The following is a 24,663-nucleotide window of genomic DNA, read 5'->3' as shown; positions in this document are numbered from 1 at the left end:
TTGTGGGCACTGCCATCATTGACTCCGGAACCATGAAAGAAGTTCCTGGATGAAAAAAAGTCAATGCTGGCAAGAAAGCATTATCGCGGTGCAAGCTCGTTCAGGTGGCGAGCGACCGCAATCCAAGCACCGATATACCCCAAGAGCACCGCACCAATCAAGAGTGACAGACCATCGGACCCAGGTACCCCGCCCAGGGCGAAGTCACTGTTGTACAGCCCGGAAAGCCCGACAACCGCGTCGTTCAGCCAGTTCAGGCCAAACGCCAGGATGCCCCACGCCAACACGCCCGCACCCAGGCCGTACAAGGCTCCCATGTAGAGGAAAGGGCGCCGCACGTAGCTGTCGGTACCGCCGACCAGCTTGATCACTTCGATCTCGACACGGCGGTTCTCGATGTGCAGCCGAATTGTGTTACCAATTACCAAAAGCAGCGCGGAAATCAGCATGACCGCCAGGCCGAAGACAAAACGGTCACCCAACTTGAGGATCGCCGCCAGGCGCTCGACCCAGACCAGATCCAACTGAGCCACTTCGACCCGCGGCAATTCCGACAGGCGCTGACGCAAGGCTTCGAGCGCCGGCTTGTCGACTTCGGTCGGCGTCACCACCACCACACCCGGCAGCGGGTTGTCCGGCAACTCGCGCAAGGCCTCGCCCAGGCCGGATTGCTGCTGGAACTCCTGCAGCGCCTGCTCGCGGCTGACGTAGGTCGCCTCGGCCACGCCGGGCATGCCCTTGATCTCATCGCGCAGCGCTTCTCCTTCCTTGCTACCCGCATCGAGCTTGAGATAAAGCGAAATCTGCGCTGCGCGCTGCCAGGAACCCCCGAGCTTCTCGACGTTCTTCAGCAGCAGCGACAGGCCCATGGGCATGCTCAGTGCCACCGCCATCACCAGACAGGTGAAGAAGCTGCCGATTGGCTGCTTGCCCAGGCGGCGAAGGCTGTCGGCGAGGCTGGCGCGATGGCTTTCAAGCCAGGCGTTCAACAGGGTGCGGAAATCCGGACCATCGTCATCATGGCCACCGCGCTGTTTTTCCGGCTTCGGGTCGGCGGCCTTGGGCGCAACGCGCTCGGAGACCTTTGGCATACGCGTAGTGCTCATTGTCCGGCCTCCCCATCGCCGATCAGTCGTCCGCGCTGAAGCGTCAGCATGCGGTGACGCATGCGCGCGATCAGCGCCAGGTCGTGGCTGGCGATCAGCACCGTGGTGCCCAGGCGGTTGATGTCTTCGAACACGCCCATGATCTCTGCGGCCAGCCGCGGGTCGAGGTTACCGGTGGGTTCGTCCGCCAGCAGCAGCGCCGGCTGGTGGACGATGGCACGGGCGATGCCCACGCGCTGCTGCTGCCCGGTCGACAGGTCAGCGGGGAACAGCTCGCCCTTGTCCGACAGCGACACGCGCTCCAGCGCCGAATCCACGCGCTTGGCGATCTCTGCCTTGGACAGCCCGAGGATCTGCAGCGGCAATGCGATGTTGTTGAACACGGTGCGATCGAATAGCAGTTGGTGGTTCTGGAACACCACGCCGATCTGGCGGCGCAGGAACGGGATCTGCGCATTGCTGATCTGACCCAGGTCCTGGCCGGCCAGCAGCAGCTTGCCGCTGGTCGGGCGCTCCATCGCCAGCAGCAGGCGCAGCAAGGTGCTCTTGCCCGCGCCGGAGTGGCCGGTGACGAACAGGAATTCGCCCCGGCGTGCCCGGAAACTCAGCTCATGCAGGCCGACATGGCCATTGGGGTAGCGCTTGGCGACCTGCTCGAATCGGATCATGGGTGCTCACGCTCGGCAAACAGGGCTTTGACGAAGGGTTCGGCCTCGAAGGTCCGCAGATCGTCGATACCCTCACCGACCCCGATGAAGCGGATCGGCAGGCTGAACTGCTTGGCCAGGGCGAAGATCACACCGCCCTTGGCAGTGCCGTCCAGCTTGGTCAGGGCCAGGCCGGTCAGCTCGACGCTCTGGTTGAAGTACTTGGCCTGGCTGATGGCGTTCTGTCCGGTGCCCGCGTCCAGCACCAACAGGACTTCGTGCGGCGCGTCAGCGTCGAGCTTGCCGATGACCCGACGGACCTTCTTCAGCTCTTCCATCAGGTTATCCTTGGTGTGCAGACGTCCGGCGGTGTCGGCGATCAGCACGTCGGCGCCACGGGCCTTGGCGGCCTGCACGGCATCGAAGATCACCGAGGCCGAATCGGCGCCGGTGTGCTGGGCGATCACCGGGATCTGGTTGCGCTCGCCCCAGACCTGCAACTGCTCTACCGCAGCCGCACGGAACGTATCGCCGGCAGCGAGCATGACCTTCTTGCCTTCGAGTTGCAGCTTCTTGGCCAGCTTGCCGATGGTAGTGGTCTTGCCTGCGCCGTTCACGCCGACGACAAGGATCACATAGGGCTTGCTCTGGGCTTCGATCTTCAGAGGCTGCTCGACCGGACGCAGCAGCGCGGCCAACTCTTCCTGCAGCGACTTGTACAGTGCATCGGCGTCTGCCAACTGCTTGCGGGCAACCTTCTGTGTGAGATTCTGGACGATCAGCGAAGTGGCCTCGACGCCTACGTCGGCAGTGAGCAGGCGAGTCTCGATCTCGTCGAGCAGGTCGTCGTCGATGACCTTCTTGCCCAGGAACAGGCTGGCCATGCCTTCGCCAATGCTGGCACTGGTCTTGGACAGGCCCTGCTTGAGGCGGGCGAAGAAGCCGGGCTTGGACTGCTCGGTAGCGGCAACCACGGGTTCTGGCTCGACAAGGGCAGGCTCGGGCTGGGGCTCCACCGGTGCAGGCGCAGGCGCCTCGGCCACGGGCGTGACAACTACCGGCTCAGGCTCGACGACAACCGCTGCCACAGGCTCAGGGCTCGCGACAGGGCGCTCGGGAATGACTGGCGGTTCGCTCGGTTCCAGGTCAGGGACCAGCGCCACGGGCTCCTCGGCGACAGGCAATACCAGATTGCTGACCGGCGCAGCCACCGGGGCCTCAGCCACCGGAGCCGGGATTTCGACCTCGACGGGCTGCGCAGGTATGGCCTGGGGAGCTTCTACCGACGGCGGCACTTCATCTGGCACAACCGGCGCATCGGCGGCAACCGGCTCGAGCGGAGCGACAACGGCCTGCTCGACGGGCGTGGCTGGCGCTACCGGCTCGTTAACGGGCTGCTCGGGGGCTTGCGGCTGTTCGGCGACAGGTTGCTGCGGCTTCTTGCGAAACCAGCCGAACAGGCCTTTCTTTTCACCGGCCTCGGCCGGCGCTTTCTTGTCGTCGTTGGAACCAAACATGGAAGACGGCTATCTCAGGGTAGCGATGCACCATCATTGGGCATCGGGAATTCTCTATACGCAGAACAGACTCTCTTGAAGCCGGCTGGTTCATGCGCAACGTTTTGTCGTAGTGTCCTGTGGGCCAGAACGGCGACAGGCATGGTCGCCAGGCAACCGGATCAGTATCCTAGCACCTCCTGGCCCGCGTACGCTAAACCCCGCGGGCCGTCGTACAGGTTATCCATCGTATGAATGCTCTAGCCCGCCGCGCCGCTGGCCTGTTGCTCGGCACGCTCTGCCTGCCGCTTGCGGCCCTGGCCGCCGATACGCAACCGACCCACGAATTCATCCTCGACAACGGCCTGAAGGTCGTAGTGCGCGAAGACCATCGCGCGCCAGTGGTGGTATCGCAGATCTGGTACAAGGTCGGCTCCAGCTACGAGACGCCAGGCCAGACCGGTCTGTCGCATGCGCTTGAGCACATGATGTTCAAGGGCAGCGCCAAGGTCGGTCCGGGCGAAGCCTCGCGCATCTTGCGCGACCTCGGCGCCGAGGAAAACGCCTTCACCAGCGATGACTACACCGCTTATTACCAGGTGCTGGCCCGCGACCGACTGCCGGTAGCCCTGGAGCTCGAGGCCGACCGCCTGGCCAGCCTGCGCCTGCCGGCCGACGAGTTCAGCCGTGAAATCGAAGTCATCAAGGAAGAGCGCCGCCTGCGCACCGACGACCAGCCCAACGCCAAGGCTTTCGAACTGTTCCGCGCCATGGCCTACCCGGCCAGCGGCTACCACACACCGACCATCGGCTGGATGGCCGACCTTGAGCGGATGAAGGTCGAGGAACTGCGCCACTGGTACGAATCCTGGTACGCACCGAACAACGCCACGCTGGTGGTGGTGGGCGATGTCACCGTCGATGAGGTCAAGGGCCTGGCGAACAAATACTTCGCCGCCATCCCCAAACGCGCCATTCCTCCCGCCAAACTGCCACTCGAACTGGCCGAACCCGGCCAGCGCCAGCTCACTCTTCACGTACGCACCCAACTGCCCAGCCTGATCTACGGCTTCAACGTCCCAGGCCTGGCCACTGCCAAGGACCCACGCAGCGCCCAGGCCCTGCGCCTGATCTCGGCGCTGCTCGACGGCGGCTACAGTGCGCGCATGCCGGCACGCCTCGAGCGCGGCCAGGAGCTGGTGGCCGGTGCCTCGAGTAGCTACAACGCCTTCACCCGGGGTGACAGCCTGTTCCTGATCTCCGCCACCCCCAACGTGCAGAAGCAGAAGACCCTCGCCGACGTCGAGAAGGGCGTCTGGCAGTTGCTGGACGAGCTCAAGAACACGCCACCCACTGCAGAAGAACTGGAGCGCGTGCGTGCCCAGGTCATCGCCGGCCTGGTCTACGACCGCGACTCGATCAGCAGCCAGGCCACCACCATCGGTCAGTTGGAAACCGTGGGCCTCTCATGGAAGCTTATCGACAGCGAGCTGGACGACCTCAAGCGCGTCACTCCCCAGGACATTCAGGACGCCGCGCGCACCTATTTCACCCGCGAACGCCTGAGCGTTGCCCATGTTCTGCCCGAGGAGTCCGCTCATGAGTGATCGCAGCGCCCCCCGCTATACCCTGTTCGGCCTCGGCATCCTGGCTGCGATCGTGGCGCTGGCCCTGCTGCTGGCCCGCCCGGCGCAATCGGATAATGCCGCCGGTCAGCCCGACAGCAACGCCGCACGCCCGGCCAACACCCTGCAGTCGCTGGCCGAGCTCGATGGCAAATCCCCCAGTCGACGCCAGCTGAACATCCAGAACTGGACCACCGCCGAAGGCGCGCGGGTCCTGTTCGTCGAAGCCCGCGAGCTGCCGATGTTCGACCTGCGCGTGACCTTCGCCGCAGGCAGCAGCCAGGACGGCAACGTCTCCGGGCTGGCCACCCTGACCAACGCCATGCTCAACGAGGGTGTGGCCGGCAAGGACGTCACCGCGATCGCCCAAGGCTTCGAGGGGCTCGGTGCCGACTTTGGCAACGGCTCGTACCGCGACATGGCCATCGCCTCGTTACGCAGCCTGAGCGCCCCGGACAAACGCGACCCGGCGCTAAAACTGTTCGCCGACGTGGTCGGCAAGCCGACCTTCCCCGAAGACGCCCTCAAGCGCATCAAGAACCAACTACTGGCAGGCTTCGAGTACGAGAAGCAGAACCCTGGCAAGCTGGCCGGCAAGGCGCTGTTCGCCAACCTCTACGGCAGCCATCCCTACGCCCACCCCAGCGACGGCACCGCCGAAAGCATCCCGGGTATCAGCCAGGCACAACTGCGCGACTTTCACGCCAAGGCCTACGCTGCCGGTAATGCCGTGATCGCCCTGGTCGGCGACCTCAGCCGCAGTGAGGCCGAAGCCATCGCCGCGCAGCTCTCCGCCGCCCTGCCCAAGGGTCCGGCGCTGGCCAGCCCTGGCGAACCAGCAGAGCCCAAGCCGGGCGCGACTCATATCGATTTCCCGTCCAAGCAGACCCACCTGATGCTCGCCGAACTGGGCATCACTCGCCAGGACCCTGACTGGCCAGCACTGTCGCTGGGCAACCAGATCCTCGGCGGCGGCGCCTTCGGCACACGCCTGATGAGCGAAGTGCGGGAAAAACGCGGCCTCACCTACGGTGTGTACTCGGTATTCAGCCCGATGCAGGTGCGCGGCCCGTTCATGATCAACCTGCAGACGCGCGCCGAACTCAGCGAAGGCACGCTCAAGCTGGTCCAGGACATCCTCGCCGACTACCTGAAGAACGGCCCGACCCAGCAAGAGCTGGACGATGCCAAACGTGAGTTGGCCGGCAGCTTCCCGCTCTCCAATGCCAGCAACGCGAGCATCGTTGGCCAACTGGGCGCCATCGGCTTCTACAATCTGCCGCTGACCTGGCTCGAAGACTTCATGCAACAATCCCAGGCGCTGACCGTCGAGCAGGTCAAGGCGGCGATGAACAAGCACCTGGCAGTGGACAAGCTGGTGATCGTCACCGCAGGCCCGAGCGTGCCGCAAAAACCGCTGCCACCGCCCACAGACAAACCTTCCGAGCAACCGCTCGGCGTACCGGAGCACTGATGGCAAGACCCTCCAACCCCGCCCAGACCCAAAGCAAGGGAGCTGGGCACCTGCGCATCATCGCCGGCGAGTGGCGCAGCCGTCGCCTGGCGGTGCCCGAGGGCGAAGGCCTGCGCCCGACACCCGACCGCGTGCGTGAGACCCTGTTCAACTGGCTGGCCCCCTACATCGAAGGCGCCCGCGTGTTGGACGCCTTCACCGGCAGCGGCGCGCTGGTGCTCGAAGCCCTTTCGCGCGGCGCCGACGATGCGGTGGCACTGGACAGCAATCCCGCAGCCATCGCCAACCTCAAGCACAACCTCGAATTGCTACGCTGCCCCCGTGGGCAGATCCTGCAGACCGACGCCCTGCGCTATCTCGGCGGCCCGGCCAAGCAGCAGTTCGATGTGGTGTTCCTCGACCCGCCTTTCCACAAGGACCTGCTGGCAGACGCCTGCAACCTGCTGGAGGAACACCAGTGGCTGCGAGAACAGGCCTGGATCTATACCGAAAGCGAAGCCTCGCCCTCCAGCTTGCCGATGCCCGGCAACTGGCGCTTGCACCGGGAAAAGAAAACGGGTCAGGTGAACTACGCCCTGTGGCAACGTGGCTGAAACCATGAGCGCTAAGATTTAAATAGCACCTGTCAACAAGCCCTCTGATTGAAGCTGCTCCGCTCTCAAACCCGCCGGAGCAGCTCGACGATGCCAGCATCCACTGTCAAACCCACCAACCTAATCGCCCCACCAAGCACGCCGCTACAGCACGTGCGCCTGGAAAATGGCCTGAAGGTCTACCTACAGCGTGATCAACGTAGCCCGCTTGTTTGTGCACAGCTTCATTATCACGTGGGCTCCAGCCACGAACCGCCAGGCCATAGCAATCTGTCCCATGTGCTCGAGCACATGGTGTTCGAGGGCAGCGGCAAACTCGCAGCCGGCCAGTACCTGCGGATAATCAATTGGCTGGGCGGCACCGGCGGCGCCTCTACATTCGACGATGCAACGGTCTACAGGATGACCCTGCCCGCCTCGCGCCTGGAGGTAGGCCTGGAGATCATGGCCGACGCCATGATCAATGCTCGCCTTGGTGGCGAAGCCTTTGAAAAGGCCAGGACCGCAGTACGCGATGAGCGTCGACTGAAAATCGACAATCAGCCGGTACAACAGGCCCTCGAAAGCCATAGACAGCTTGCCCACCAAACCAGCCCCTACGCCACTCCCAACTACGGCGACCCGCAAGACCTCGAAGACATGAACCTGATCACGATTCGCACGTGGTACAGGAATTATTACGCCCCCAACAACGCCACCCTGGTAGTCGTTGGCGACATCGAACTGGCTCGTCTCGAAGAATGGGTGCAGCGGCACTTCGCAGGTTTCGAGGCCATCCCCCTGCAACCGACCCAGACGCCTCGCCATCCTGAGCAATTGGCGTACCGCCAACAGGCACTGACACTGCCCAACCTGCGCGACGGCCTGCTGATGTCCTTCAATGTGCCAAGCCTGGCAACGGCAGAGTCGCCCCGCAGCGTGCACGCCTTGAGAATCGTCGCTGAATTGCTGAGCAGAGGCGCGTCGTCTCTCCTGCATGACAAACTGGTGCGCCAACGACAGGTCCTGATAGGCATCGGCCCGTCCTATGACTACCAGGTGCGCGGCGATACTCTGCTGTCATTCTCCGGCTATGTCGCACTCGGCAATACTCCGGCCAGCGCCGAAAAGGCAGTTATGGACATCATCGAAAGCGTCCAGTTGACCTCTTTCACCGCGCAGCAGATCGAAGATGCCAAGTTGCACCTGCTGGCGCAGCACGCGGAGGCCCTGGCCAACCTCACCGGCCAGGCAGATGCGCTCAGTTGGAGAGTGATCGGCGGCCTGGACCCAACGCAACTTCATGATGAATTTCAGACACTGGCGTCGCTCACCGAGCAGGACATCCAGCTCGCGATCAAGACTTACCTCACCCGTGAACGCCTTGCCGTGACTCATATGTGCGCGCCCGAGGCAACGATAGTAGAGACTCCCGTACTGGCATGCGGCGACCTGGCCACTGGTAGCTCTGCGCTAGACCTGTCCGGCCTGAACTCGGCGCAAGGCCTTTCAGAGGCCGCCCTGGACACCCCGAAACAGGAGATACAGCAGTGGCATACCGAGCTGGGCAGCAAGGTGTGTTTCGTTCCGGTACGAGGTGCTCCTGCAGTCGATCTGCAATTACGCTTCAAGGCAGGTGCCTACCATGACGGCGACACGCCCGGTTTGGCCGCAATGACGCTGTACATGCTCGACCAGGGTTGTGACCAGCTGGACGCCGCGCAGCTAGCCAGCCAACTCAAATCGCTTGGCGCCACACTCAAACGCAACGTGACGCACGACGACGCCATCTTGCGTCTGCGCAGTCCATTCACCAACGGCCTGTACAAGGAAGCCGTCGCGCTGCTGATTGCAACGAGTGCGCGGCCGAGCTTCGAGGCCACGGCGCTGGAAGGCATACGCAACCGCGTCATCAACTATCTGCGCCGTCGCGAAGCCAAACCTGAGCACCGGCTCGATGTGGAAAGGCTTCGTAACGTGTATGACAGCCACCCTTACACGCGGGACAGTCATGGCACTGCGAGCAGTGTCATGACGATCAGCCGACAGCAGATAGTGGACTTTCACCAACGAGCCTACTGCGCCGGAAACCTGGAAATCACCTTGGCCGGGGACCTGTCTCGAGAGGATGCCGAAACATTGGTCAACGACCTTTGCCAGGCCCTGCCGGTTACCCAGCTTGCGCTTCCCGCACTGGAAAAAGCCCGGCCATCCAACCAGGCCAGGACTTTGCACATCGAACAGCCAAGCAATAATCCAGACACCGACAACGTAAAGGTCAGCCTGGCGTTTGCGGTAGAAATCCAGCCCGGCGATGAGCAGTTTCCTGCGCTGACCATGGCCAACCAGATTCTGGGCGCCAGCTTCGAGTCGCGCCTGGTATCCGAACTGCGCGAACGGCGATCCCTCACTTACGCCATTCGCAGCTACTTCGACGGCTACCGTGGCGCCCTGATGCTGCTCGTCGAATGGGATATCAAGCCCCACTATCTGCAAGCATCCATCGATCTCGTCAAACTCGTGCTGCGCTGCTTCATCGAGCAAGGCCCAAGCGAGTTCGAGATGAAGCTGGCACGCAGCCAACTGTGCGGTGACCTGTTGCGCACCCTCGCCGACGACCAAGAGCTTGCAGACCTGCTGGCACAGATCAACGCATCCGGATTGCCGGCGGATCATTTCCAGCGCTACCAGGAACAACTCGCGCAAACCACGGCAACACAAATCCAGACGGTCGCTCGGCAGGTCTTCGACAGCAACCGTTGTGTCGTGACCTGCGTCGGACCCAAGGTGGCTCAGCAGCCCCTGCCTGCACTGCCAATAGCCGACTGATAACACGACCACAGGTGCGGTGTTTCGTGGCACTCTAGGCAGGCACACCAAGAGCCGCCGAGCATGTCCAGTCTCACCGCAACCTTCAGCCCAGCCACCGGCCTGTCAAACCCTCACCTGCAGACACTGTGGGGCCCGCTCTGGCGCAGGCTTCCGAGACTTGAGCGCAGCCGCGAGCGTCTGTGGCTGGCCGACGGCGACTTCCTCGACATGGACTGGCATGGTTCGCATCTGGCGGACACGCCGCTGGTGCTGGTATTGCACGGGCTGACGGGCTCCTCCGACTCCCCGTACGTAAAAGGTCTGCAGCAAGCGCTGCAGGCGTTTGGCTGGGCCAGCGTTGCACTGAACTGGCGGGGCTGCTCTGGCGAGCCGAACCTGCTTGCTCGCAGCTACCACTCCGGCGCCAGCGAAGATCTTGCCGAAACCATCCGCCATCTGCGCGCGCAACGACCGCTTGCGCCGCTGTATGCCGTGGGCTACTCGTTGGGCGGCAACGTGCTGTTGAAGTACCTGGGCGAAAGCGGTTCGGCCAGCCAGCTTGAAGCAGCGGTGGCGGTGTCGGTGCCGTTTCGTCTGGATCAGTGCGCCGATCGCATCGCCATGGGCTTCAGCAAGGTCTACCAGGCGCACTTCATGCGCGAGATGCTGGCTTACGTGCAGGACAAGCAGCGGCACTTCCAGGCCCGGGGCCACAGCGAAGGGCTGGCCGCGCTGGAGCGCCTCGGGCCGCTACGCAACCTGAGGACCTTCTGGGATTTCGATGGCCGAGTGACCGCACCACTCAACGGCTTCAGCGATGCCCACGACTACTACCGCCACGCCTCGAGCCGCTATTACCTGGGGGAAAACCGCACACCGACACTGATCATCCACGCGCAGGACGATCCGTTCGTGTTCGACCACAGCCTGCCAGCACCGCAGGAGCTGGCGCCGCAGACGCACTTCGAGTTGCACCGCCGCGGCGGACATGTGGGCTTTGTAGAGGGCAGCCTGCGCAATCCGGGTTACTACCTTGAGCGCCGGATTCCGCAGTGGCTGCTGGAGGGCCGCTAGCGCTTCGCTGCCTCAATCGCCAGTGGCGACACCGTGCCTGGAATCGTTGATCCACTCGCTCCAGGACCCGGCATACAGGCGCCCCAACGGGTATCCCGCCAGCGCCAGCGCAAACAGGTTGTGACAGGCCGTCACACCGGATCCGCAATAGGCGACCAACTGCTCCGGCGCACGCCCTGCCAGCTTCTCGGCGAAGCGCTGCTTCAGCTGCTCGGCTGGCAGAAAGCGCCCATCCGCACCCAGGTTGTCAGTAAACGCTGCACACTGCGCACCAGGAATATGCCCAGCGACAGGATCGATCGGCTCGACTTCGCCGCGAAAACGCGGCAAGGCGCGGGCATCGATCAACGTCAGGTCGGCGCTGCCCAGACGCTTGTTCAGGTGCTCGGCATCGATCAGCAGCTTCGCATCGGCCTCGCCCGTGAAGTTGCCCTCGCGCTGCACCGGCGGATCCAGGCTCAGCGGCAGATGCGCCGCGTGCCAAGCCTTGAGGCCGCCGTCGAGGATGAACACCGCGTTGCGCTTGCCCAGCCAGGCCAGCAACCACCAGGCGCGGGCAGCGAAGGCACCGGGACCGTCGTCGTACAGCACCACCTGGCTGTCATTGTCCAGGCCCCACTCGCGCAGGCGCTCGACCAGACGGCGCGGCTCAGGCAATGGATGACGCCCAGTCTGCCCCTTGACCACAGGCCCGCTCAGGTCGCGCTCCAGGTCCGCGAAATGCGCACCGGCGATATGCCCCCCGGCATAGCTGCGCTGGCCGTAATCCACGTCTTCCAGGGCAAAGCGACAGTCGAGGATCACCAGCCCCGGCGAGTCCAGACGCTCGGCCAGCTGCTGCGGGGTGATCAGTTGCGCAAGGGGCATGACAATCTCCTATCGATGGCACGAAAGGCCCGGATCAGTGTTCCAGGGCCTGGTTGAACGGAACATGAAATTCATCGCATAGCGCATCCACGGCAGCGCGGGAGCCAGCGGTGACGAACCCCAGCTCCAGCACCAATACCTGATAGACGCCACGCTTGAAGGCTTCTTCACCCATATGCGCAGAGTGCTCGCGGGTGGTGCTGAGAAAACGCACCCAGGAGGTGAGCACGATCCAGGCATTGATGGTCAGCGACTCGATCTGGGTCGGCAGCATGTCCAGGATGCCCGCTTCGACGAAGCCACGATAGATCGCCTGGCCCTGCTGCAGGCACCGCTGGGAGAAACGCCGATAACGTGCGGCCAGCTCCGGATCACTCTCCAGCAGATGCTCGAGATCGCGGTGCAGGAAGCGGTAGTTCCACATCGCTGCAAGCAGTGCCTTGAGGTAGAAGCGTTTGTCCTCGACCGTGGCTGCTCGGCCTTGGGGCGGGCGCAGGAAGCTGTCCACCAGCTCTTCGTACTGGCTGAACAGCAACGCGATGATCGCCTGCTTGTTGGGGAAGTGGTAGTACAGGTTTCCGGGAGAGATTTCCATGAACGCGGCAATGTGATTGGTGCTGACGCTGCGCTCGCCTTGCTGGTTGAACAGTTCGAGGCTGCTTTGCACGATGCGCTCACGGGTCTTCATGCGCGGGGCCATGCGGGTATCCAGGTCTGCGGGCTTCGGATGACGAGCCATCTTACGGTTTATTCCACGGGCGGTGCACCCCGCCAACGTTCACAGAGCAAGGCCGATTAGAGTATAAGCTCGACAACTCGCCCCTCTGCGCGGAGCTGCCATGCGTTCGTCCACAGCCAAGCCTCTTGAGCCATCCGACCTTGTTCTCGAGCGGTTGTTCACCGCGCAACGTCAGGCCTTCGCAGCCAATCCCATGCCACCCGCCGCGCAGCGCATCCAGTGGCTGAAGAGCCTGCGTGAAGCCCTGGTTGCACAGCAACAGGCGCTGATCGAGGCCATCGATGCGGACTTCGGCGGGCGCAGCGCCGATGAAACCCTGCTGGCCGAGCTGCTGCCGTCAGTGCAGGGCCTGCGCCATGCCGAGCGCCATGTGCGGCACTGGATGAAACCTGCCCGGCGCCGCGTCGGCCTGGCCTTCCAGCCGGCCAGCGCGCGAGTGCTGGCGCAGCCACTGGGGGTGGTAGGCATCATCGTGCCGTGGAACTACCCGCTGTTTCTGGCTATCGGCCCGTTGACCGGTGCCCTGGCGGCGGGTAACCGAGTCATGCTCAAGCTCAGCGAAGCCACGCCGCGCGCCGGCGAAGCCCTCAAGCGGTTACTCGAGCAGGTATTCCCCGCCGATCTCGTCTGCGTTGTGCTGGGCGAGGTCGAAGTCGGCCAGGCCTTTGCCCGCCTGCCCTTCGACCACTTGCTGTTCACCGGCGCCACCAGCATCGGCCGCCAGGTCATGCTGGCCGCTGCACACAACCTCACGCCGGTCACGCTCGAGCTGGGCGGAAAGTCGCCAGCCATCGTCTCCAACGACGTGCCACTGACCACTGCCGCCGAGCGCATCGCCTTCGGCAAGACCCTCAATGCCGGGCAGACCTGCGTGGCTCCCGATTACGTGCTGGTCCCGCGTCAGCGTCTGGACGACTTCGCCCAGGCCTATCGACGGGCGGTGCAGCGCCTCTTCCCACGCATCGCAGACAACGCCGACTACAGCGCGATCATCAATTCGCGCCAGTTGCAGCGCCTCGAACGCCTGCTCGCCGACGCCCGTGACAAAGGCGCCCAAGTGCTCGACCTGTACCCCGACGAGCCGCGCCAGGGCCGCAGGCTGCCCCCCCATCTACTGCTCGATGTAAACGACGACATGCAGGTGATGCAGGACGAGATCTTCGGCCCAGTGCTGCCGCTGGTTGCCTATGACGAGCTGGATGAGGCGCTGGCCTACATCAATCAGCGCCCACGCCCGCTGGCGCTGTACTACTTCGGTTACGACCGCAGCCAACAGGCGCGGGTGCTGCAGCACACCCACTCCGGCGGCGTATGCCTGAACGACACCCTGCTGCACGTCGCCCAGGACGACTTGCCCTTCGGCGGCATCGGCCCCTCTGGCATGGGCCACTACCATGGTCGCGAAGGTTTCCAGACCTTCAGCAAGGCCAGGGCGGTACTGGCCAAACAGCGCATCAACGCCGCCCGGCTGATCTACCCGCCTTACGGAAAAGCCCTGCAGCGCCTGGTATACAAGCTTTTCATCCGCTGAGCGCAGAGGGTGCATGACAGCCAATAGCCGCACTGTCTATAGTGCCATCTTCCGGTCGCATGACTTGGCCGGGCAGCAGTCGCTGCGCTACCATCCGACTCCCCAACGCACTCCAGCCAGGATGACGCGATGAACCGAGTGTTGTACCCGGGTACTTTCGACCCGATTACCAAAGGCCATGGTGACCTGGTCGAGCGCGCCTCGCGGTTGTTCGACCACGTGATCATCGCCGTGGCGGCCAGCCCCAAGAAGAACCCCCTGTTCCCGCTGGAACAACGGGTCGAGCTGGCCCGCGAGGTCACCAAGCACCTGCCCAATGTCGAAGTCATCGGCTTCTCCTCTCTGCTGGCACACTTCGCCAAGGAGCAGGGCGCCAATGTGTTCCTGCGGGGGCTGCGCGCGGTGTCCGACTTCGAGTACGAGTTCCAGCTGGCGAACATGAACCGCCAACTGGCGCCGGACGTCGAGAGCCTGTTCCTCACGCCGTCGGAGCGCTACTCGTTCATTTCCTCGACGCTGGTCCGCGAGATTGCGGCGCTGGGCGGGGATATCACCAAGTTCGTCCACCCGGCGGTGGCCGAGGCGCTGACCGTACGCTTCAAGAAGTGATCGCAGCGGCCTGAGTTCGGCTTTGTACGCCACGTCGCCAAGCGGCACTTGCGCGACAAAGCCTCGCGCCCGCGTGCACTGCGGGCGTTAATGCGGCACAATTGTGCCCATTGCTTTGATACATGCCCGGGCGCCGAGCCCCGGCCGGAGTCCCAATGTCCCTGATCATCACCGACGATTGCATCAACTGCGACGTCTGCGAACCCGAGTGCCCGAACGCCGCCATCTCGCAAGGCGAAGAGATCTACGTGATCGACCCGAACCTCTGCACCCAGTGCGTGGGCCATTATGACGAACCCCAGTGCCAGCAGGTTTGCCCGGTCGACTGCATCCCGCTGGATGAAGCCCATCCGGAAACCGAAGACGAGCTGATGGCCAAATACCGCCGGATCACCGGCAAGGCCTGATGCCGTTCGTCGCCGCGATTCGCCGCGCATTGCTCGGCGCCGCACTGGCGCTGCTCGCTACCGCCGCCCTGGCGGACGGGCCCGGGCGCGCTGCCATTGCCAGCCCCCATGCCGAGGCCACGGCAGCGGCGCGACAAGTTCTGGAACAGGGCGGCAACGCCTTCGATGCCGCCATCGCCATCAGCGCCACGCTGGCGGTGGTCGAGCCCTATGGTTCGGGGTTGGGCGGCGGCGGTTTCTTCCTGCTGCGCGAACAGTCCGATACTGCGCACTACCGCTTCCTGGATGCCCGCGAGCGCGCGCCAGGTGCCGCCACCCCGGACATGTACCTGGAAGACGGCAAGGTCCGGCAGGGGCTTTCGATCAACGGTGCGCTGGCGGCCGCCATCCCGGGTCTGCCCCAGGCCCTGGCAGACCTCGCTGCAACCCACGGCCAATTGCCGCTCAGGGACAGCCTCGCGCCAGCCATCCGTCTCGCCAACCAAGGCTTTGCCGTCGACCGCATCTACCGCGATCGCGCGACCATGCGCCTGAACGCGCTGCGTGACGACCCGGAAAGCGCCCGGCTGTTCCTGCGCGAGAACCAGGTCCCTGCCCTGGGTACCCTGATCCGCCAGCCGGAACTGGCCGCAACGCTGCAGGCGATGGCGGATCAGGGGCGGGACGGCTTCTACCGCGGGGCGGTTGGCCGCAAGCTCGTCGAGGGTGTGCGCCGCGCTGGCGGTGTCTGGACCCTCGACGATCTCGCAGGCTACCGCACGGCCTGGCGCCAGCCACTGCGCTATCCGCTGGCAGGCCAGCGCGAACTGATCAGCAGCCCACCGCCGTCTGCCGGCGGCGTGGCCTTGGCCCAGAGCCTGGCGATGCTCCAGCGCCTGCCGTGGCAGGGCGCAGAGCCCGTACAACGCACTCACTACGTGGTAGAAGTCCTGCGCCGCGCCTACCGCGATCGCGGCTTGCTCGGCGACCCGGACTACGTCACCAACCCCATCAACCGCCTCCTGGCGCGCCAGTACCTGAGCGGGCTCGCCGACAGCATCGACGTGCACGATGCCACGCCCAGCAGCGCCCTGCCCCCCGCACCCGCGTGGCGCGAGGGCGACCACACCACCCACTTCAGCGTGATCGACGCTGCGGGCAATGCCGTATCGGCCACACTGTCGGTCAACCTGCCCTTTGGCGCAGCCTTTACCGTACCCGGCAGCGGCGTGGTGCTGAACAACGAGATGGACGATTTCGCCGCCGACCCCACTGGCAGCAACAGCTACGGCCTGGCCGGCAGCCAGGCCAATGCGGTGGCCGCGGGCAAGCGCCCGCTGTCGAGCATGAGCCCAAGCTTCATCGAGAGCCCGTCACAGTTCGCCAGCTTCGGCACGCCCGGCGGTAGCCGGATCCCGAGCATGGTGCTGCTGTCGATGCTCGGCTTTCTCGAAGGGCGACCAGTGAGCGAATGGCCAGCGATCCCGCGCTATCACCATCAGTACCTGCCAGATGTGATCGAGCACGAGCCCAACACCTTCGACGATGAGCAGAAAGCCGCGCTGCGTGCACGCGGGTACGCGCTCAAGGACGTGCAGCGCAGCTATGGGAACCAGCAGGTGTTGTACTGGGACAAACGGGCCGGGACGCTCGAGGCAGCCAGCGACCCGCGTGGTGTCGGTGAGGCCGCAGTGCTGGAGTGACCAGCAAAGCTGGCGGCAAATGGGTGTTCGCAGAACGACTATCAGCGCTGACAGCGCGGGCAGAACACGCTTGCGCGCTGCCCCAGCTTCACGTCCCGCAGCTCGGTCCCGCACACCTTGCAAGCCTCGCCACCACGTCCATAGACGAACAACTCCTGCTGGAAGTACCCCGGCTGCCCGTCGCCGCCGATAAAGTCGCGCAACGTGGTGCCACCACGTTCGATGGCCGCCGCCAGCACGCGCTTGATCTCGATCGCCAGCTTCAGATAACGTGCCCGGCTGATCCCGCCCGCTTCGCGGCGTGGATCGATGCCCGCAGCGAACAGCGCCTCGGTGGCGTAGATATTGCCCACCCCCACCACCACGGCGTTGTCCATGATGAACGGCTTGACCGCCATCGACCGCCCGCGTGACAGCTGGAACAACCGCTCGCCGTCGAACAGGTCGGTCAACGGCTCCGGCCCCAGGCGCACCAGCAGCTCGTGACCAAGCGGATCCTGGCTCCAGAGCATGGCGCCGAACCGACGCGGGTCGGTGTAGCGCAGCATCAGCCCCGACTCCAGCTCGATGTCCACGTGCTCATGCTTGGCCGCCGGCAGGCCGAGCTCGACCAGCCGCAGGTTGCCAGACATCCCCAGGTGGCTGATCAAGGTGCCAACCTCGGCGTTGATCAGCAGGTACTTGGCCCGCCGCTCGACGCTGACGATGCGCTGCCCCGACAGGCGCACATCCAGATCCTCGGGGATCGGCCAGCGCAGGCGCCGGTCACGCACCACCACGCGGCTGACCCGCTGGCCTTCCAGGTACGGCGCGATCCCGCGCCGCGTGGTCTCGACTTCAGGCAACTCAGGCATGGATCAGTGGCCACTCATTTCACGGATATTCTGCTTGAGGCTCTCGAAGTCGTACTCCGACAGCCCGATGTAGTCCAGCACCAGCGGCCCGACGACATTCCACTCGTGGTCGACGCTCTGGTTGCCCAGCACGCGGTGCGACGCACAAATGTGTTCGGCCATTTTCAGCACCGCCAGCAGATTCTTGAGCTGGGTCTGAGTGTTGCGCGAAGACTCGTCGCGGAACACCGCCAGGGCGTTGTGGTGGTTGGCGATGGCCGCGCTGATGTGTTCCGGCAGGCGCCACGACTTGGCGGTGAAGTAGCCGACCACCGAGTGGTTGGTGTTGAAGGCACGATTCTCGGTATCGACCACCCGTACCTCTTCGCCGGCCTTGGCGTAGGCGTCTTCCAGCACCTCCATGTACGTGGGGAAGCGCTTGAGCATCAGCGGCACGCCGCAGTCATGGAACAGGCCAAGGGTGTAGGCCTCGTCCACCGCCTGGATGCCGGTGCGCTTGGCCAGGGTCAGGCAGGTCATCGCGACGTCCTGGGCAGTGTCCCAGAAGCGGTTGAGGGTAACGATGGTTTCGTCGCTCATCTCGCCCTTGATCGACTGGGCATTGATCAGGTTGATGATCGAGCGGCTGCCCAACAGGTTCACGGCGCGCTGGATCGAGCCGATCTTGTTGGCCAACCCGAAATGCGGGGAGTTCACCAGCTTGAGCAGCGCACCGGCCAGGCCAGGATCCTGCGCTATCAGCTTGGCGATCGTCTCCAGGTCCGGGTCGGGCATGTATTGCTCGAACTGCAGGTCCACCATGATCTGCGGCTGCGGCGGAATGGTGATGCCTTGCAAGGCTTGCTGGATCTGTTCGGCGGAAAGTTCCTGGGACATGGGTACACACTCGGAAATGACGAGAGATTCTAACCCTGTACTCCTGCAGGGCACCAACCACTGGATCGTTCCCTGGACGGTTAACTTTAGCCGCGAGGGGGCCGACACTTCATCCACCCTACCAGCGAACCCCGGGCCAACGCGGTATACTCCCGCTCTTTTTTCCGGAGCGACGTCATGTCCCTGCCCAGCCTTCGCCTCAAAGCCAATGCCGACCGCCGCCTGCGCGCCGGCCACCTGTGGGTCTACAGCAACGAGGTCGACGTTGCCGCCACTCCGCTGCAAGGCCTGAAGGCGGGTCAACAGGCGATCCTCGAGGCCGCCAACGGCAAGCCACTGGGCGTGGTGGCGGTGAGCCCGAACAACCTGATCTGCGCGCGCCTGCTGTCGCGCGACGCCAAGCTGCCGCTGGACAAGTCGCTGCTGGTGCACCGCCTGAACGTCGCCCTGTCGCTGCGCGAACGCCTGTTCGACAAGCCCTGCTACCGCCTGGTCTACGGCGACTCCGACCTGCTGCCGGGCCTGGTGGTCGACCGCTTCTTCGACATTCTCGTGGTGCAACTGGCCTCGGCCACCATGGAGGCGCACAAGGATGATGTGATCGCAGCCCTGGTGCAGGTACTCAAGCCCAGCGGCATCCTGTTCAAGAATGACTCCGCCGCGCGCGACGCCGAAGGCCTGGAGCGCTATGTCGAGACCGTCTACGGCGAAGTACCCGACTGGGTCGCGCTGGAAGAGAACGGCGTGAAGTTCGAAGCGCCGGTGCGTGAAGGCCAGAAGACCGGCTGGTTCTACGACCACCGCATGAACCGTGCGCGCCTGGCGCCCTACGTCAAGGGCAAGCGCGTGCTCGACCTGTTCAGCTACATCGGTGGCTGGGGCGTGCAGGCCGGGGCCTTCGGCGCCAGCGAAGTGTTCTGCGTCGATGCCTCGGGCTTCGCTCTGGATGGCGTCGAGCGCAATGCCGCGCTCAACGGCATCGCCGAGAAGCTGACCTGCATCGAGGGCGACGTGTTCGAGGCGCTGCGCGAGCTCAAGGCCGCCGAAGAGCGCTTCGACGTGATCATTGCCGACCCACCCGCCTTCATCAAGCGCAAGAAAGACCTGAAGAACGGCGAGGCTGCCTACCGTCGTCTCAATGAGCAGGCCATGCGCATGCTCAACAAGGACGGCATCCTGGTCAGCGCTTCGTGCTCGATGCACCTGCCCGAAGATGACCTGAACAACATCCTGCTGACCAGCGCCCGTCACCTGGACCGCAACCTGCAACTGCTCGAGCGCGGCGGCCAGGGGCCGGATCACCCGGTGCACCCGGCGATCGCCGAGACCCGCTATATCAAGAGCATCACCTGCCGGTTGCTGCCCAACAGCTGACCCACCCAACCGGGGCTGGTCTACAGCCCCAAGTCATACGGCTTGCGATGATTGCTGACACTTGTACCGGCAATCAGCAAGCCCCCGGTGAAGTCGGCAATGCTGCTGCCCTCGTAGCGTCTCCTCAGATATCCAGCACCATCGACGCGATGCCAAAGTAGATCAACACCCCCACGGCATCGGCAATCGAGGTCACCAGCGGCCCGCTGGCCGTCGCCGGGTCAAGCTTCAGGCGACTGAGCATGAATGGCAGGCTCATGCCGATGAGGCTGCCGATCAGCACGATCACCAACATGCTGCTGGCCACGATCAGTGCGATTTGCGGGCCGCCGCGCAATACCCCCAACGAAGCGACAGCCACTGCCATGGTCCCGCCCAGGGCAAGCGCAACACCGCACTCGCGCGTGAGCATGCGCAACCAGTCACGCAGCACCACGTCGCCCGTGGCCAGGCCGCGCACCATCAGGGTTGCCGACTGGGCGCCGGCATTGCCGCCGCTGTCTACCAGCAACGGCAGGAAGAACACCAGGGCGATATGGGCGGCAATGGTGTCCTCGAACGCGGCGATTCCCGCACCTGAAAACAGGTTGCCGAATACCAGCAGCACCAGCCACAGCACGCGTTTGCGGTACATCAGGCTGACGGTTGCATCCTTGAGATTGCCGATGTGATTGGTGATCGATGCGCCCTTGTGAAAGTCTTCGGTAGCCTCCTCCACCATCACATCCAGCGCTTCGTCGCAGGTGACGATCCCCACCAGCCGCCCCAGCTCGTCGAGCACCGGTACCGCCAGCAGGTCATGATCGCCAATCAGCCGGGCAACCTCTTCCTGACGGGTCGCCGTGGTCACGCAGATCACCTGGCGCACCATGATGGCCTCGATCGGCTGGTCGGGCGGCGCCAGGATCAGTTCACGCAGCGACAGCGTGCCAAGCAGGTTGCGCTGGGCATCGAGGACGTAGGATTGATAGATGGTTTCGGCGTCGGCGGCTTCGCGCCGCAGCATGTCGATGGCCTGGCGCGCGCTCAGGCCACTGTCCAGGCTGGAGTACTCGCTGATCATCAGCGCGCCGGCGCTGCCGTCTTCGTACAGTGCGTGCTGCAGGAGTCGATCGCGTCGGGCCTGGGCCGCCTGGCGCAGGTCGAGGGATTCGGCGAGGGTGTCGGTCGGTTGTTGCATGGTAGGTTCTCCAGGCGCCGAAGCAGGCGCCCGCAGACCTCAGCCACGCGGGCTCAAGTCTCCGGATGCCCTGGCGACGGTGCGCTCAGTGCCAGATTGCAGGTTCGCGATGAACTGAAACTGGGAAGGTCCATTGAGGGGCTTGGCTCGTGAAGCCGCACATGCGGCGCGGGGATGATAGGTGCAGCGAGATCCGGAAAATACCGCCAGGACGGCATTTGGGAGATGTCCTACATCACCCTGCCCAAATGACGAAAAGCACCGTCCAGACACATCGTCATTCCCTCGTCGCGCCAGCGGTGTAGAATCGGCCTATTCATCGCCAGACATCCCCAGGCGGGTTTATGAGCTCTGGCCAAGCACGCGGCGATCCCGCGCTGTCTTCGGCCCCATCCGTGCCAGCGGCAACCGGCCTTCGGCGCAAAGGACAAGAGAAGCTCACTCCCTTTTCCAGAGACCTGATCAAGCCGCCAGGAGTGCTTCATGCCTGATTATCGTTCCAAGACTTCCACCCAGGGCCGCAACATGGCGGGTGCCCGCGCACTGTGGCGCGCCACCGGGATGAAGGACGAAGACTTCAAGAAACCGATCATTGCCATCGCCAACTCGTTCACCCAGTTCGTTCCGGGCCACGTGCACCTGAAAGACCTGGGCCAACTGGTCGCCCGCGAGATCGAGCGCGCCGGTGGCGTGGCCAAGGAATTCAACACCATCGCCGTCGACGACGGCATCGCCATGGGCCACGACGGCATGCTGTACTCGCTGCCGAGCCGCGAGATCATCGCCGACGCCGTCGAGTACATGGTCAACGCCCACTGCGCCGACGCCATCGTCTGCATCTCCAACTGCGACAAGATCACCCCCGGCATGCTGATGGCTGCCCTGCGCCTGAACATTCCAGTGATCTTCGTCTCCGGCGGCCCGATGGAAGCCGGCAAGACCAAGCTGGCCAGCCACGGCCTGGACCTGGTCGACGCCATGGTCATCGCCGCCGACTCGACCGCCAGTGACGAAAAGGTCGCCGAGTACGAGCGCAGCGCCTGCCCGACCTGCGGTTCGTGCTCCGGCATGTTCACCGCCAACTCGATGAACTGCCTGACCGAAGCCCTGGGGCTCGCCCTGCCGGGCAACGGCTCCACCCTGGCCACCCACGCCGACCGCGAGCAGCTGTTCCTTACCGCCGGACGCACCATCGTCGAGCTGTGCAAACGCTACTACGGCGAGAACGACGAGTCGGTACTGCCGCGCAACATCGCCAACTTCAAGGCGTTCGAGAACGCCATGATGCTCGACATCGCCATGGGCGGTTCGACCAACACCATCCTGCACCTGCTGGCTGCCGCCCAGGAAGCGGAGGTCGACTTCGACCTGCGCGACATCGATCGCCTGTCGCGCAAGGTGCCGCAGCTGTGCAAGGTGGCGCCGAACATCCAGAAGTACCACATGGAGGACGTCCACCGCGCCGGCGGTATCTTCAGCATCCTCGGCTCGCTGGCCCGTGGCGGCCTGTTGCACACCGACCTGCCGACCGTGCACAGCCGCAGCATGGAAGAAGCCATCGCCAAGTGGGACATCACCCAGACCGATGACGAAGCCGTGCACACCTTCTTCAAGGCTGGCCCGGCCGGTATCCCGACCCAGACCGCGTTCAGCCAGTCGACCCGCTGGGAAACCCTCGACGACGACCGCGAGAACGGCTGCATCCGCAGCTTCGAACACGCCTACTCGCAGGAAGGCGGCCTGGCCGTGCTGTACGGCAACATCGCCCTGGACGGTTGCGTGGTCAAGACCGCAGGCGTCGACGAGTCGATCCACGTGTTCGAAGGCACCGCGAAGATCTTCGAAAGCCAGGACAGCGCCGTGCGCGGCATCCTCGCCGACGAAGTGAAGGCCGGCGACATCGTGATCATCCGCTACGAAGGCCCGAAAGGCGGCCCAGGCATGCAAGAAATGCTCTATCCGACCTCGTACCTGAAGTCCAAGGGCCTGGGCAAGGCCTGCGCCCTGCTCACCGACGGCCGCTTCTCCGGCGGCACTTCGGGCCTGTCGATCGGCCACGCTTCGCCGGAAGCGGCCTCGGGCGGTGCCATCGGCCTGGTCAAGGACGGTGACAAAGTGCTGATCGACATTCCGAACCGCTCGATCAACCTGCTGGTCAGCGACGAAGAGTTGGCTGCACGCCGTGTCGAGCAGGACAAGAAGGGCTGGAAACCTGCCGAAGTGCGCCCACGTAAGGTGACCACTGCACTGAAGGCCTACGCCCTGCTGGCGACCAGCGCCGACAAGGGTGCTGTGCGGAACAAGGCGATGCTCGACGGGCTGTGAGGCTTTCAGGGCATGAATGAAAAACCGGCGCCTTGAGCGCCGGTTTTTTTATGCCTGTGGAAAAGTATCGGCCTCTTCGCGGGCAAGTCGGGCGCCGAACCGCCGCTCCCACAGATGTCTCATAGTCTTCAAGGCCTGCGCAGTATCTGTGGGAGCGGGTTTACCCGCGAAGAGGCCGGCATAGCCGCTACAACGCTTACTGAATCTGCTCCGGCGTCACGATCACCCAGTTCTTGTCCGCCGTCACCGGCAGCCCTTCCTTCGCTTGCGCCGCCGCATGCTTGGCGATCATTCCGTTCAACTGGTCCATATACTTGGCCTTGCGATTTATCCACAGGTGGATACCGCCCTTGCCCACGTCGACCCCATGGAACTGCATGTAGCCGTCGCTGGTTGGCGTATCGCCGCCTACCAGCACCGGCCGCTTCCACTCATCGATGTAAGTCAGGATGGCCGCCTGCTTGCCGGCCATCCAGGTGGCCGGGGTCCACAGGTAGGGCGTCAACTCCAGGCCCTCGTTGGCCTTGGCATCATAGTGGCCTTCGCTGATCTGCTTGCGCGCCGTGGTCAGCTCGCCGCTGGCGCGGTCCTTGAGCAGCAGGCTGACGCCGATTACGTTCTGAGGCTTGACGTTGTAGCCGTACTTGGGATCGGACGCGACCATGCGCACCAGCTCCTCGGACGCGGCCGAGATCACATAGACCTCGATGCCGTTCTCCATCAGCTTGTTGTACAGCTCGGCCTGGCCGGTGAAGACCTTCGGCGGCTGCACCTCGATGGTCTTGACCTGATTGCCTTCGAAGTAGGTGCTGGGGACAGGCTTGTTCAAGGCCATCAGCTCATCGACCTGAACCTTCAGCTCCTTGAGCGTGAAGCCCGAGAACACCTGTGCCACCCAGGGGTAGCAGACCATGTCATCGATTTCGCACAGGCGATAGTAGTAGCTGAACAGGCTCTCCTTGTGCTCGGCGGTATCCTTGAACGGGATCAGCTTCAAAGAAGGGTCGAGCTTGTCACGAGTCAGCAGGCCTTTGTTCTCCATGAACGGCAGCAGCGCTTCCTCAAGGTCGTAGCGATAGCTGGTGTTGTCCATGTCGAAGACCGCGTAGTTACCCTTGTGGGCATTGGCAGCGATCATCGTGTCGAGCTGTTTGGCGGCCTCGGCGGGCCAGTGCTTGAGTTCGGTTGCCGCCCAGGTGCTGGCGCTGAGCAGCAGGGCGAGACCGCCCGCGAGAAGTTTCGGAGCAGACATCATGTGCGTTCTCCAGAGACATGGCCGCTGAAGCCTAGACCGCCTGCATGACAGGCAGACGTCTGGCACCGACCTCGAGAGAGCCCGAAACGGCATGTTCATTGCCAACGGCGACAGCGCGTTATTCCATTAGCGACTATCTAAATTACCTTTAGATATAAA

At 63.9% G+C, this 24,663-nt stretch carries 20 protein-coding genes; 11 read left to right on the top strand and 9 right to left on the bottom strand.

All coding sequences use genetic code 11. From position 1 onward, the window contains the following. Positions 1-80 precede the first annotated feature (80 nt). From ftsX to ftsY, 3 genes are read right to left on the bottom strand one after another with little or no spacing between them, the layout of a single operon-like run. A complete protein-coding gene (ftsX, locus tag ACNFHO_RS11430; RefSeq protein WP_416766319.1) occupies positions 81-1,106 on the bottom strand; it encodes a permease-like cell division protein FtsX in 1,026 nt (341 codons plus the stop codon). Further along, on the bottom strand, positions 1,103-1,774 hold the full coding sequence (gene ftsE / locus ACNFHO_RS11425; protein WP_011531723.1) for a cell division ATP-binding protein FtsE: 672 nt from the start codon (positions 1,772-1,774) through the stop codon (positions 1,103-1,105). Before ftsE ends, ftsX begins: the two co-directional genes overlap by 4 nt. Continuing rightward, a complete protein-coding gene (ftsY, locus tag ACNFHO_RS11420) occupies positions 1,771-3,270 on the bottom strand; it encodes a signal recognition particle-docking protein FtsY (protein ID WP_416766317.1) in 1,500 nt (499 codons plus the stop codon). The genes ftsE and ftsY overlap by 4 nt, the downstream gene beginning before the upstream one ends. 230 nt (positions 3,271-3,500) lie before the next feature. On the opposite strand from ftsY, the gene ACNFHO_RS11415 reads away from it, so the two are divergent. From ACNFHO_RS11415 to ACNFHO_RS11395, 5 genes are all read left to right on the top strand, one after another. Beyond that, a complete protein-coding gene (locus tag ACNFHO_RS11415) occupies positions 3,501-4,856 on the top strand; it encodes a M16 family metallopeptidase (protein WP_054891160.1) in 1,356 nt (451 codons plus the stop codon). Further along, positions 4,849-6,348, top strand: coding sequence for a M16 family metallopeptidase (locus ACNFHO_RS11410; protein WP_063541635.1), 1,500 nt, complete (start codon positions 4,849-4,851; stop codon positions 6,346-6,348). Before ACNFHO_RS11415 ends, ACNFHO_RS11410 begins: the two co-directional genes overlap by 8 nt. Next, on the top strand, positions 6,348-6,941 hold the full coding sequence (rsmD, locus tag ACNFHO_RS11405) for a 16S rRNA (guanine(966)-N(2))-methyltransferase RsmD (protein ID WP_112899429.1): 594 nt from the start codon (positions 6,348-6,350) through the stop codon (positions 6,939-6,941). Before ACNFHO_RS11410 ends, rsmD begins: the two co-directional genes overlap by 1 nt. Positions 6,942-7,031: 90 nt before the next feature. Continuing rightward, a complete protein-coding gene (locus tag ACNFHO_RS11400; RefSeq protein ID WP_416766314.1) occupies positions 7,032-9,749 on the top strand; it encodes a M16 family metallopeptidase in 2,718 nt (905 codons plus the stop codon). A gap of 63 nt (positions 9,750-9,812) precedes the next feature. Then, entirely contained in the window at positions 9,813-10,805 is a 993-nt protein-coding gene (locus ACNFHO_RS11395; RefSeq protein WP_416766312.1) for a hydrolase, read from the top strand. Positions 10,806-10,817: 12 nt separating this feature from the next. Here the strand turns inward: ACNFHO_RS11395 and ACNFHO_RS11390 are convergent, their stop codons facing one another. Together ACNFHO_RS11390 and ACNFHO_RS11385 are read right to left on the bottom strand one after the other, a co-directional pair. Then, the gene (locus ACNFHO_RS11390) at positions 10,818-11,672 is read right to left on the bottom strand and encodes a sulfurtransferase (protein ID WP_063541643.1); all 855 of its coding nucleotides are present in this window, start codon (positions 11,670-11,672) and stop codon (positions 10,818-10,820) included. Positions 11,673-11,706: 34 nt separating this feature from the next. Then, a complete protein-coding gene (locus ACNFHO_RS11385) occupies positions 11,707-12,372 on the bottom strand; it encodes a TetR/AcrR family transcriptional regulator (protein WP_054891154.1) in 666 nt (221 codons plus the stop codon). Between the two features lie 139 nt (positions 12,373-12,511). On the opposite strand from ACNFHO_RS11385, the gene ACNFHO_RS11380 reads away from it, so the two are divergent. The 4 genes from ACNFHO_RS11380 to ggt all read left to right on the top strand — a co-directional run bounded on the left by ACNFHO_RS11380 (position 12,512) and on the right by ggt (position 16,640). Then, positions 12,512-13,942, top strand: coding sequence for a coniferyl aldehyde dehydrogenase (locus ACNFHO_RS11380; RefSeq protein ID WP_416766310.1), 1,431 nt, complete (start codon positions 12,512-12,514; stop codon positions 13,940-13,942). Positions 13,943-14,071: 129 nt separating this feature from the next. Further along, positions 14,072-14,551 (top strand): pantetheine-phosphate adenylyltransferase, encoded by a 480-nt coding sequence (gene coaD, locus ACNFHO_RS11375; RefSeq protein WP_063541647.1) that lies wholly within the window; start codon positions 14,072-14,074, stop codon positions 14,549-14,551. Positions 14,552-14,706: 155 nt separating this feature from the next. Further along, a complete protein-coding gene (locus ACNFHO_RS11370) occupies positions 14,707-14,958 on the top strand; it encodes a YfhL family 4Fe-4S dicluster ferredoxin (protein WP_011531711.1) in 252 nt (83 codons plus the stop codon). Further along, entirely contained in the window at positions 14,958-16,640 is a 1,683-nt protein-coding gene (ggt, locus tag ACNFHO_RS11365; RefSeq protein WP_416766308.1) for a gamma-glutamyltransferase, read from the top strand. Before ACNFHO_RS11370 ends, ggt begins: the two co-directional genes overlap by 1 nt. Positions 16,641-16,681: 41 nt before the next feature. Here the strand turns inward: ggt and mutM are convergent, their stop codons facing one another. Both mutM and ACNFHO_RS11355 read right to left on the bottom strand, forming a co-directional pair. Further along, entirely contained in the window at positions 16,682-17,494 is an 813-nt protein-coding gene (gene mutM / locus ACNFHO_RS11360) for a bifunctional DNA-formamidopyrimidine glycosylase/DNA-(apurinic or apyrimidinic site) lyase (protein ID WP_063541651.1), read from the bottom strand. 3 nt (positions 17,495-17,497) lie between these two features. Next, complete coding sequence (locus tag ACNFHO_RS11355; RefSeq protein ID WP_416766511.1) at positions 17,498-18,316, bottom strand: HDOD domain-containing protein; 819 nt, start codon at positions 18,314-18,316, stop codon at positions 17,498-17,500. 231 nt (positions 18,317-18,547) lie between these two features. On the opposite strand from ACNFHO_RS11355, the gene ACNFHO_RS11350 reads away from it, so the two are divergent. After that, positions 18,548-19,744 carry a class I SAM-dependent rRNA methyltransferase gene (locus ACNFHO_RS11350; protein WP_054891148.1) on the top strand — a complete coding sequence of 399 codons (1,197 nt, stop codon included), beginning with the start codon at positions 18,548-18,550 and terminating at the stop codon, positions 19,742-19,744. A 124-nt stretch (positions 19,745-19,868) separates the two neighbouring features. Here ACNFHO_RS11350 and mgtE read toward each other — a convergent pair whose 3' ends face one another. After that, positions 19,869-20,924, bottom strand: coding sequence for a magnesium transporter (mgtE, locus tag ACNFHO_RS11345; protein WP_416766305.1), 1,056 nt, complete (start codon positions 20,922-20,924; stop codon positions 19,869-19,871). 483 nt (positions 20,925-21,407) lie between these two features. Here mgtE and ilvD point away from each other — a divergent pair, with 483 nt between their 5' ends. Beyond that, positions 21,408-23,249 (top strand): dihydroxy-acid dehydratase, encoded by a 1,842-nt coding sequence (gene ilvD / locus ACNFHO_RS11340; protein WP_054891146.1) that lies wholly within the window; start codon positions 21,408-21,410, stop codon positions 23,247-23,249. Positions 23,250-23,445: 196 nt separating this feature from the next. Here the strand turns inward: ilvD and ACNFHO_RS11335 are convergent, their stop codons facing one another. Further along, positions 23,446-24,501 (bottom strand): haloacid dehalogenase-like hydrolase, encoded by a 1,056-nt coding sequence (locus ACNFHO_RS11335; RefSeq protein ID WP_416766509.1) that lies wholly within the window; start codon positions 24,499-24,501, stop codon positions 23,446-23,448. Between the last annotated feature and the right edge of the window lie 162 nt (positions 24,502-24,663).

The sequence above is a fragment of the Pseudomonas sp. NY15374 genome, from assembly GCF_048068255.1.
GTDB classification, from domain to species: domain Bacteria; phylum Pseudomonadota; class Gammaproteobacteria; order Pseudomonadales; family Pseudomonadaceae; genus Aquipseudomonas; species Aquipseudomonas machongensis.
The sequence above is the reverse complement of the archived record's forward strand: the minus strand, read 5'-3'. Positions and strand labels throughout refer to the sequence as shown.

Coding starts and splice junctions, on each gene's coding strand:
- ACNFHO_RS11385 (WP_054891154.1), bottom strand. CDS start 12,372: ATGGCCCCGCGCATGAAGACCCGTGAGCGCATCGTGCAAAGCAGCCTC.
- ACNFHO_RS11370 (WP_011531711.1), top strand. CDS start 14,707: ATGTCCCTGATCATCACCGACGATTGCATCAACTGCGACGTCTGCGAA.
- mutM (WP_063541651.1), bottom strand. CDS start 17,494: ATGCCTGAGTTGCCTGAAGTCGAGACCACGCGGCGCGGGATCGCGCCG.
- mgtE (WP_416766305.1), bottom strand. CDS start 20,924: ATGCAACAACCGACCGACACCCTCGCCGAATCCCTCGACCTGCGCCAG.
- coaD (WP_063541647.1), top strand. CDS start 14,072: ATGAACCGAGTGTTGTACCCGGGTACTTTCGACCCGATTACCAAAGGC.
- ACNFHO_RS11400 (WP_416766314.1), top strand. CDS start 7,032: ATGCCAGCATCCACTGTCAAACCCACCAACCTAATCGCCCCACCAAGC.
- ACNFHO_RS11350 (WP_054891148.1), top strand. CDS start 18,548: ATGTCCCTGCCCAGCCTTCGCCTCAAAGCCAATGCCGACCGCCGCCTG.
- ftsE (WP_011531723.1), bottom strand. CDS start 1,774: ATGATCCGATTCGAGCAGGTCGCCAAGCGCTACCCCAATGGCCATGTC.
- ggt (WP_416766308.1), top strand. CDS start 14,958: ATGCCGTTCGTCGCCGCGATTCGCCGCGCATTGCTCGGCGCCGCACTG.
- ilvD (WP_054891146.1), top strand. CDS start 21,408: ATGCCTGATTATCGTTCCAAGACTTCCACCCAGGGCCGCAACATGGCG.
- ftsX (WP_416766319.1), bottom strand. CDS start 1,106: ATGAGCACTACGCGTATGCCAAAGGTCTCCGAGCGCGTTGCGCCCAAG.
- rsmD (WP_112899429.1), top strand. CDS start 6,348: ATGGCAAGACCCTCCAACCCCGCCCAGACCCAAAGCAAGGGAGCTGGG.
- ftsY (WP_416766317.1), bottom strand. CDS start 3,270: ATGTTTGGTTCCAACGACGACAAGAAAGCGCCGGCCGAGGCCGGTGAA.
- ACNFHO_RS11415 (WP_054891160.1), top strand. CDS start 3,501: ATGAATGCTCTAGCCCGCCGCGCCGCTGGCCTGTTGCTCGGCACGCTC.
- ACNFHO_RS11395 (WP_416766312.1), top strand. CDS start 9,813: ATGTCCAGTCTCACCGCAACCTTCAGCCCAGCCACCGGCCTGTCAAAC.
- ACNFHO_RS11380 (WP_416766310.1), top strand. CDS start 12,512: ATGCGTTCGTCCACAGCCAAGCCTCTTGAGCCATCCGACCTTGTTCTC.
- ACNFHO_RS11335 (WP_416766509.1), bottom strand. CDS start 24,501: ATGTCTGCTCCGAAACTTCTCGCGGGCGGTCTCGCCCTGCTGCTCAGC.
- ACNFHO_RS11410 (WP_063541635.1), top strand. CDS start 4,849: ATGAGTGATCGCAGCGCCCCCCGCTATACCCTGTTCGGCCTCGGCATC.
- ACNFHO_RS11390 (WP_063541643.1), bottom strand. CDS start 11,672: ATGCCCCTTGCGCAACTGATCACCCCGCAGCAGCTGGCCGAGCGTCTG.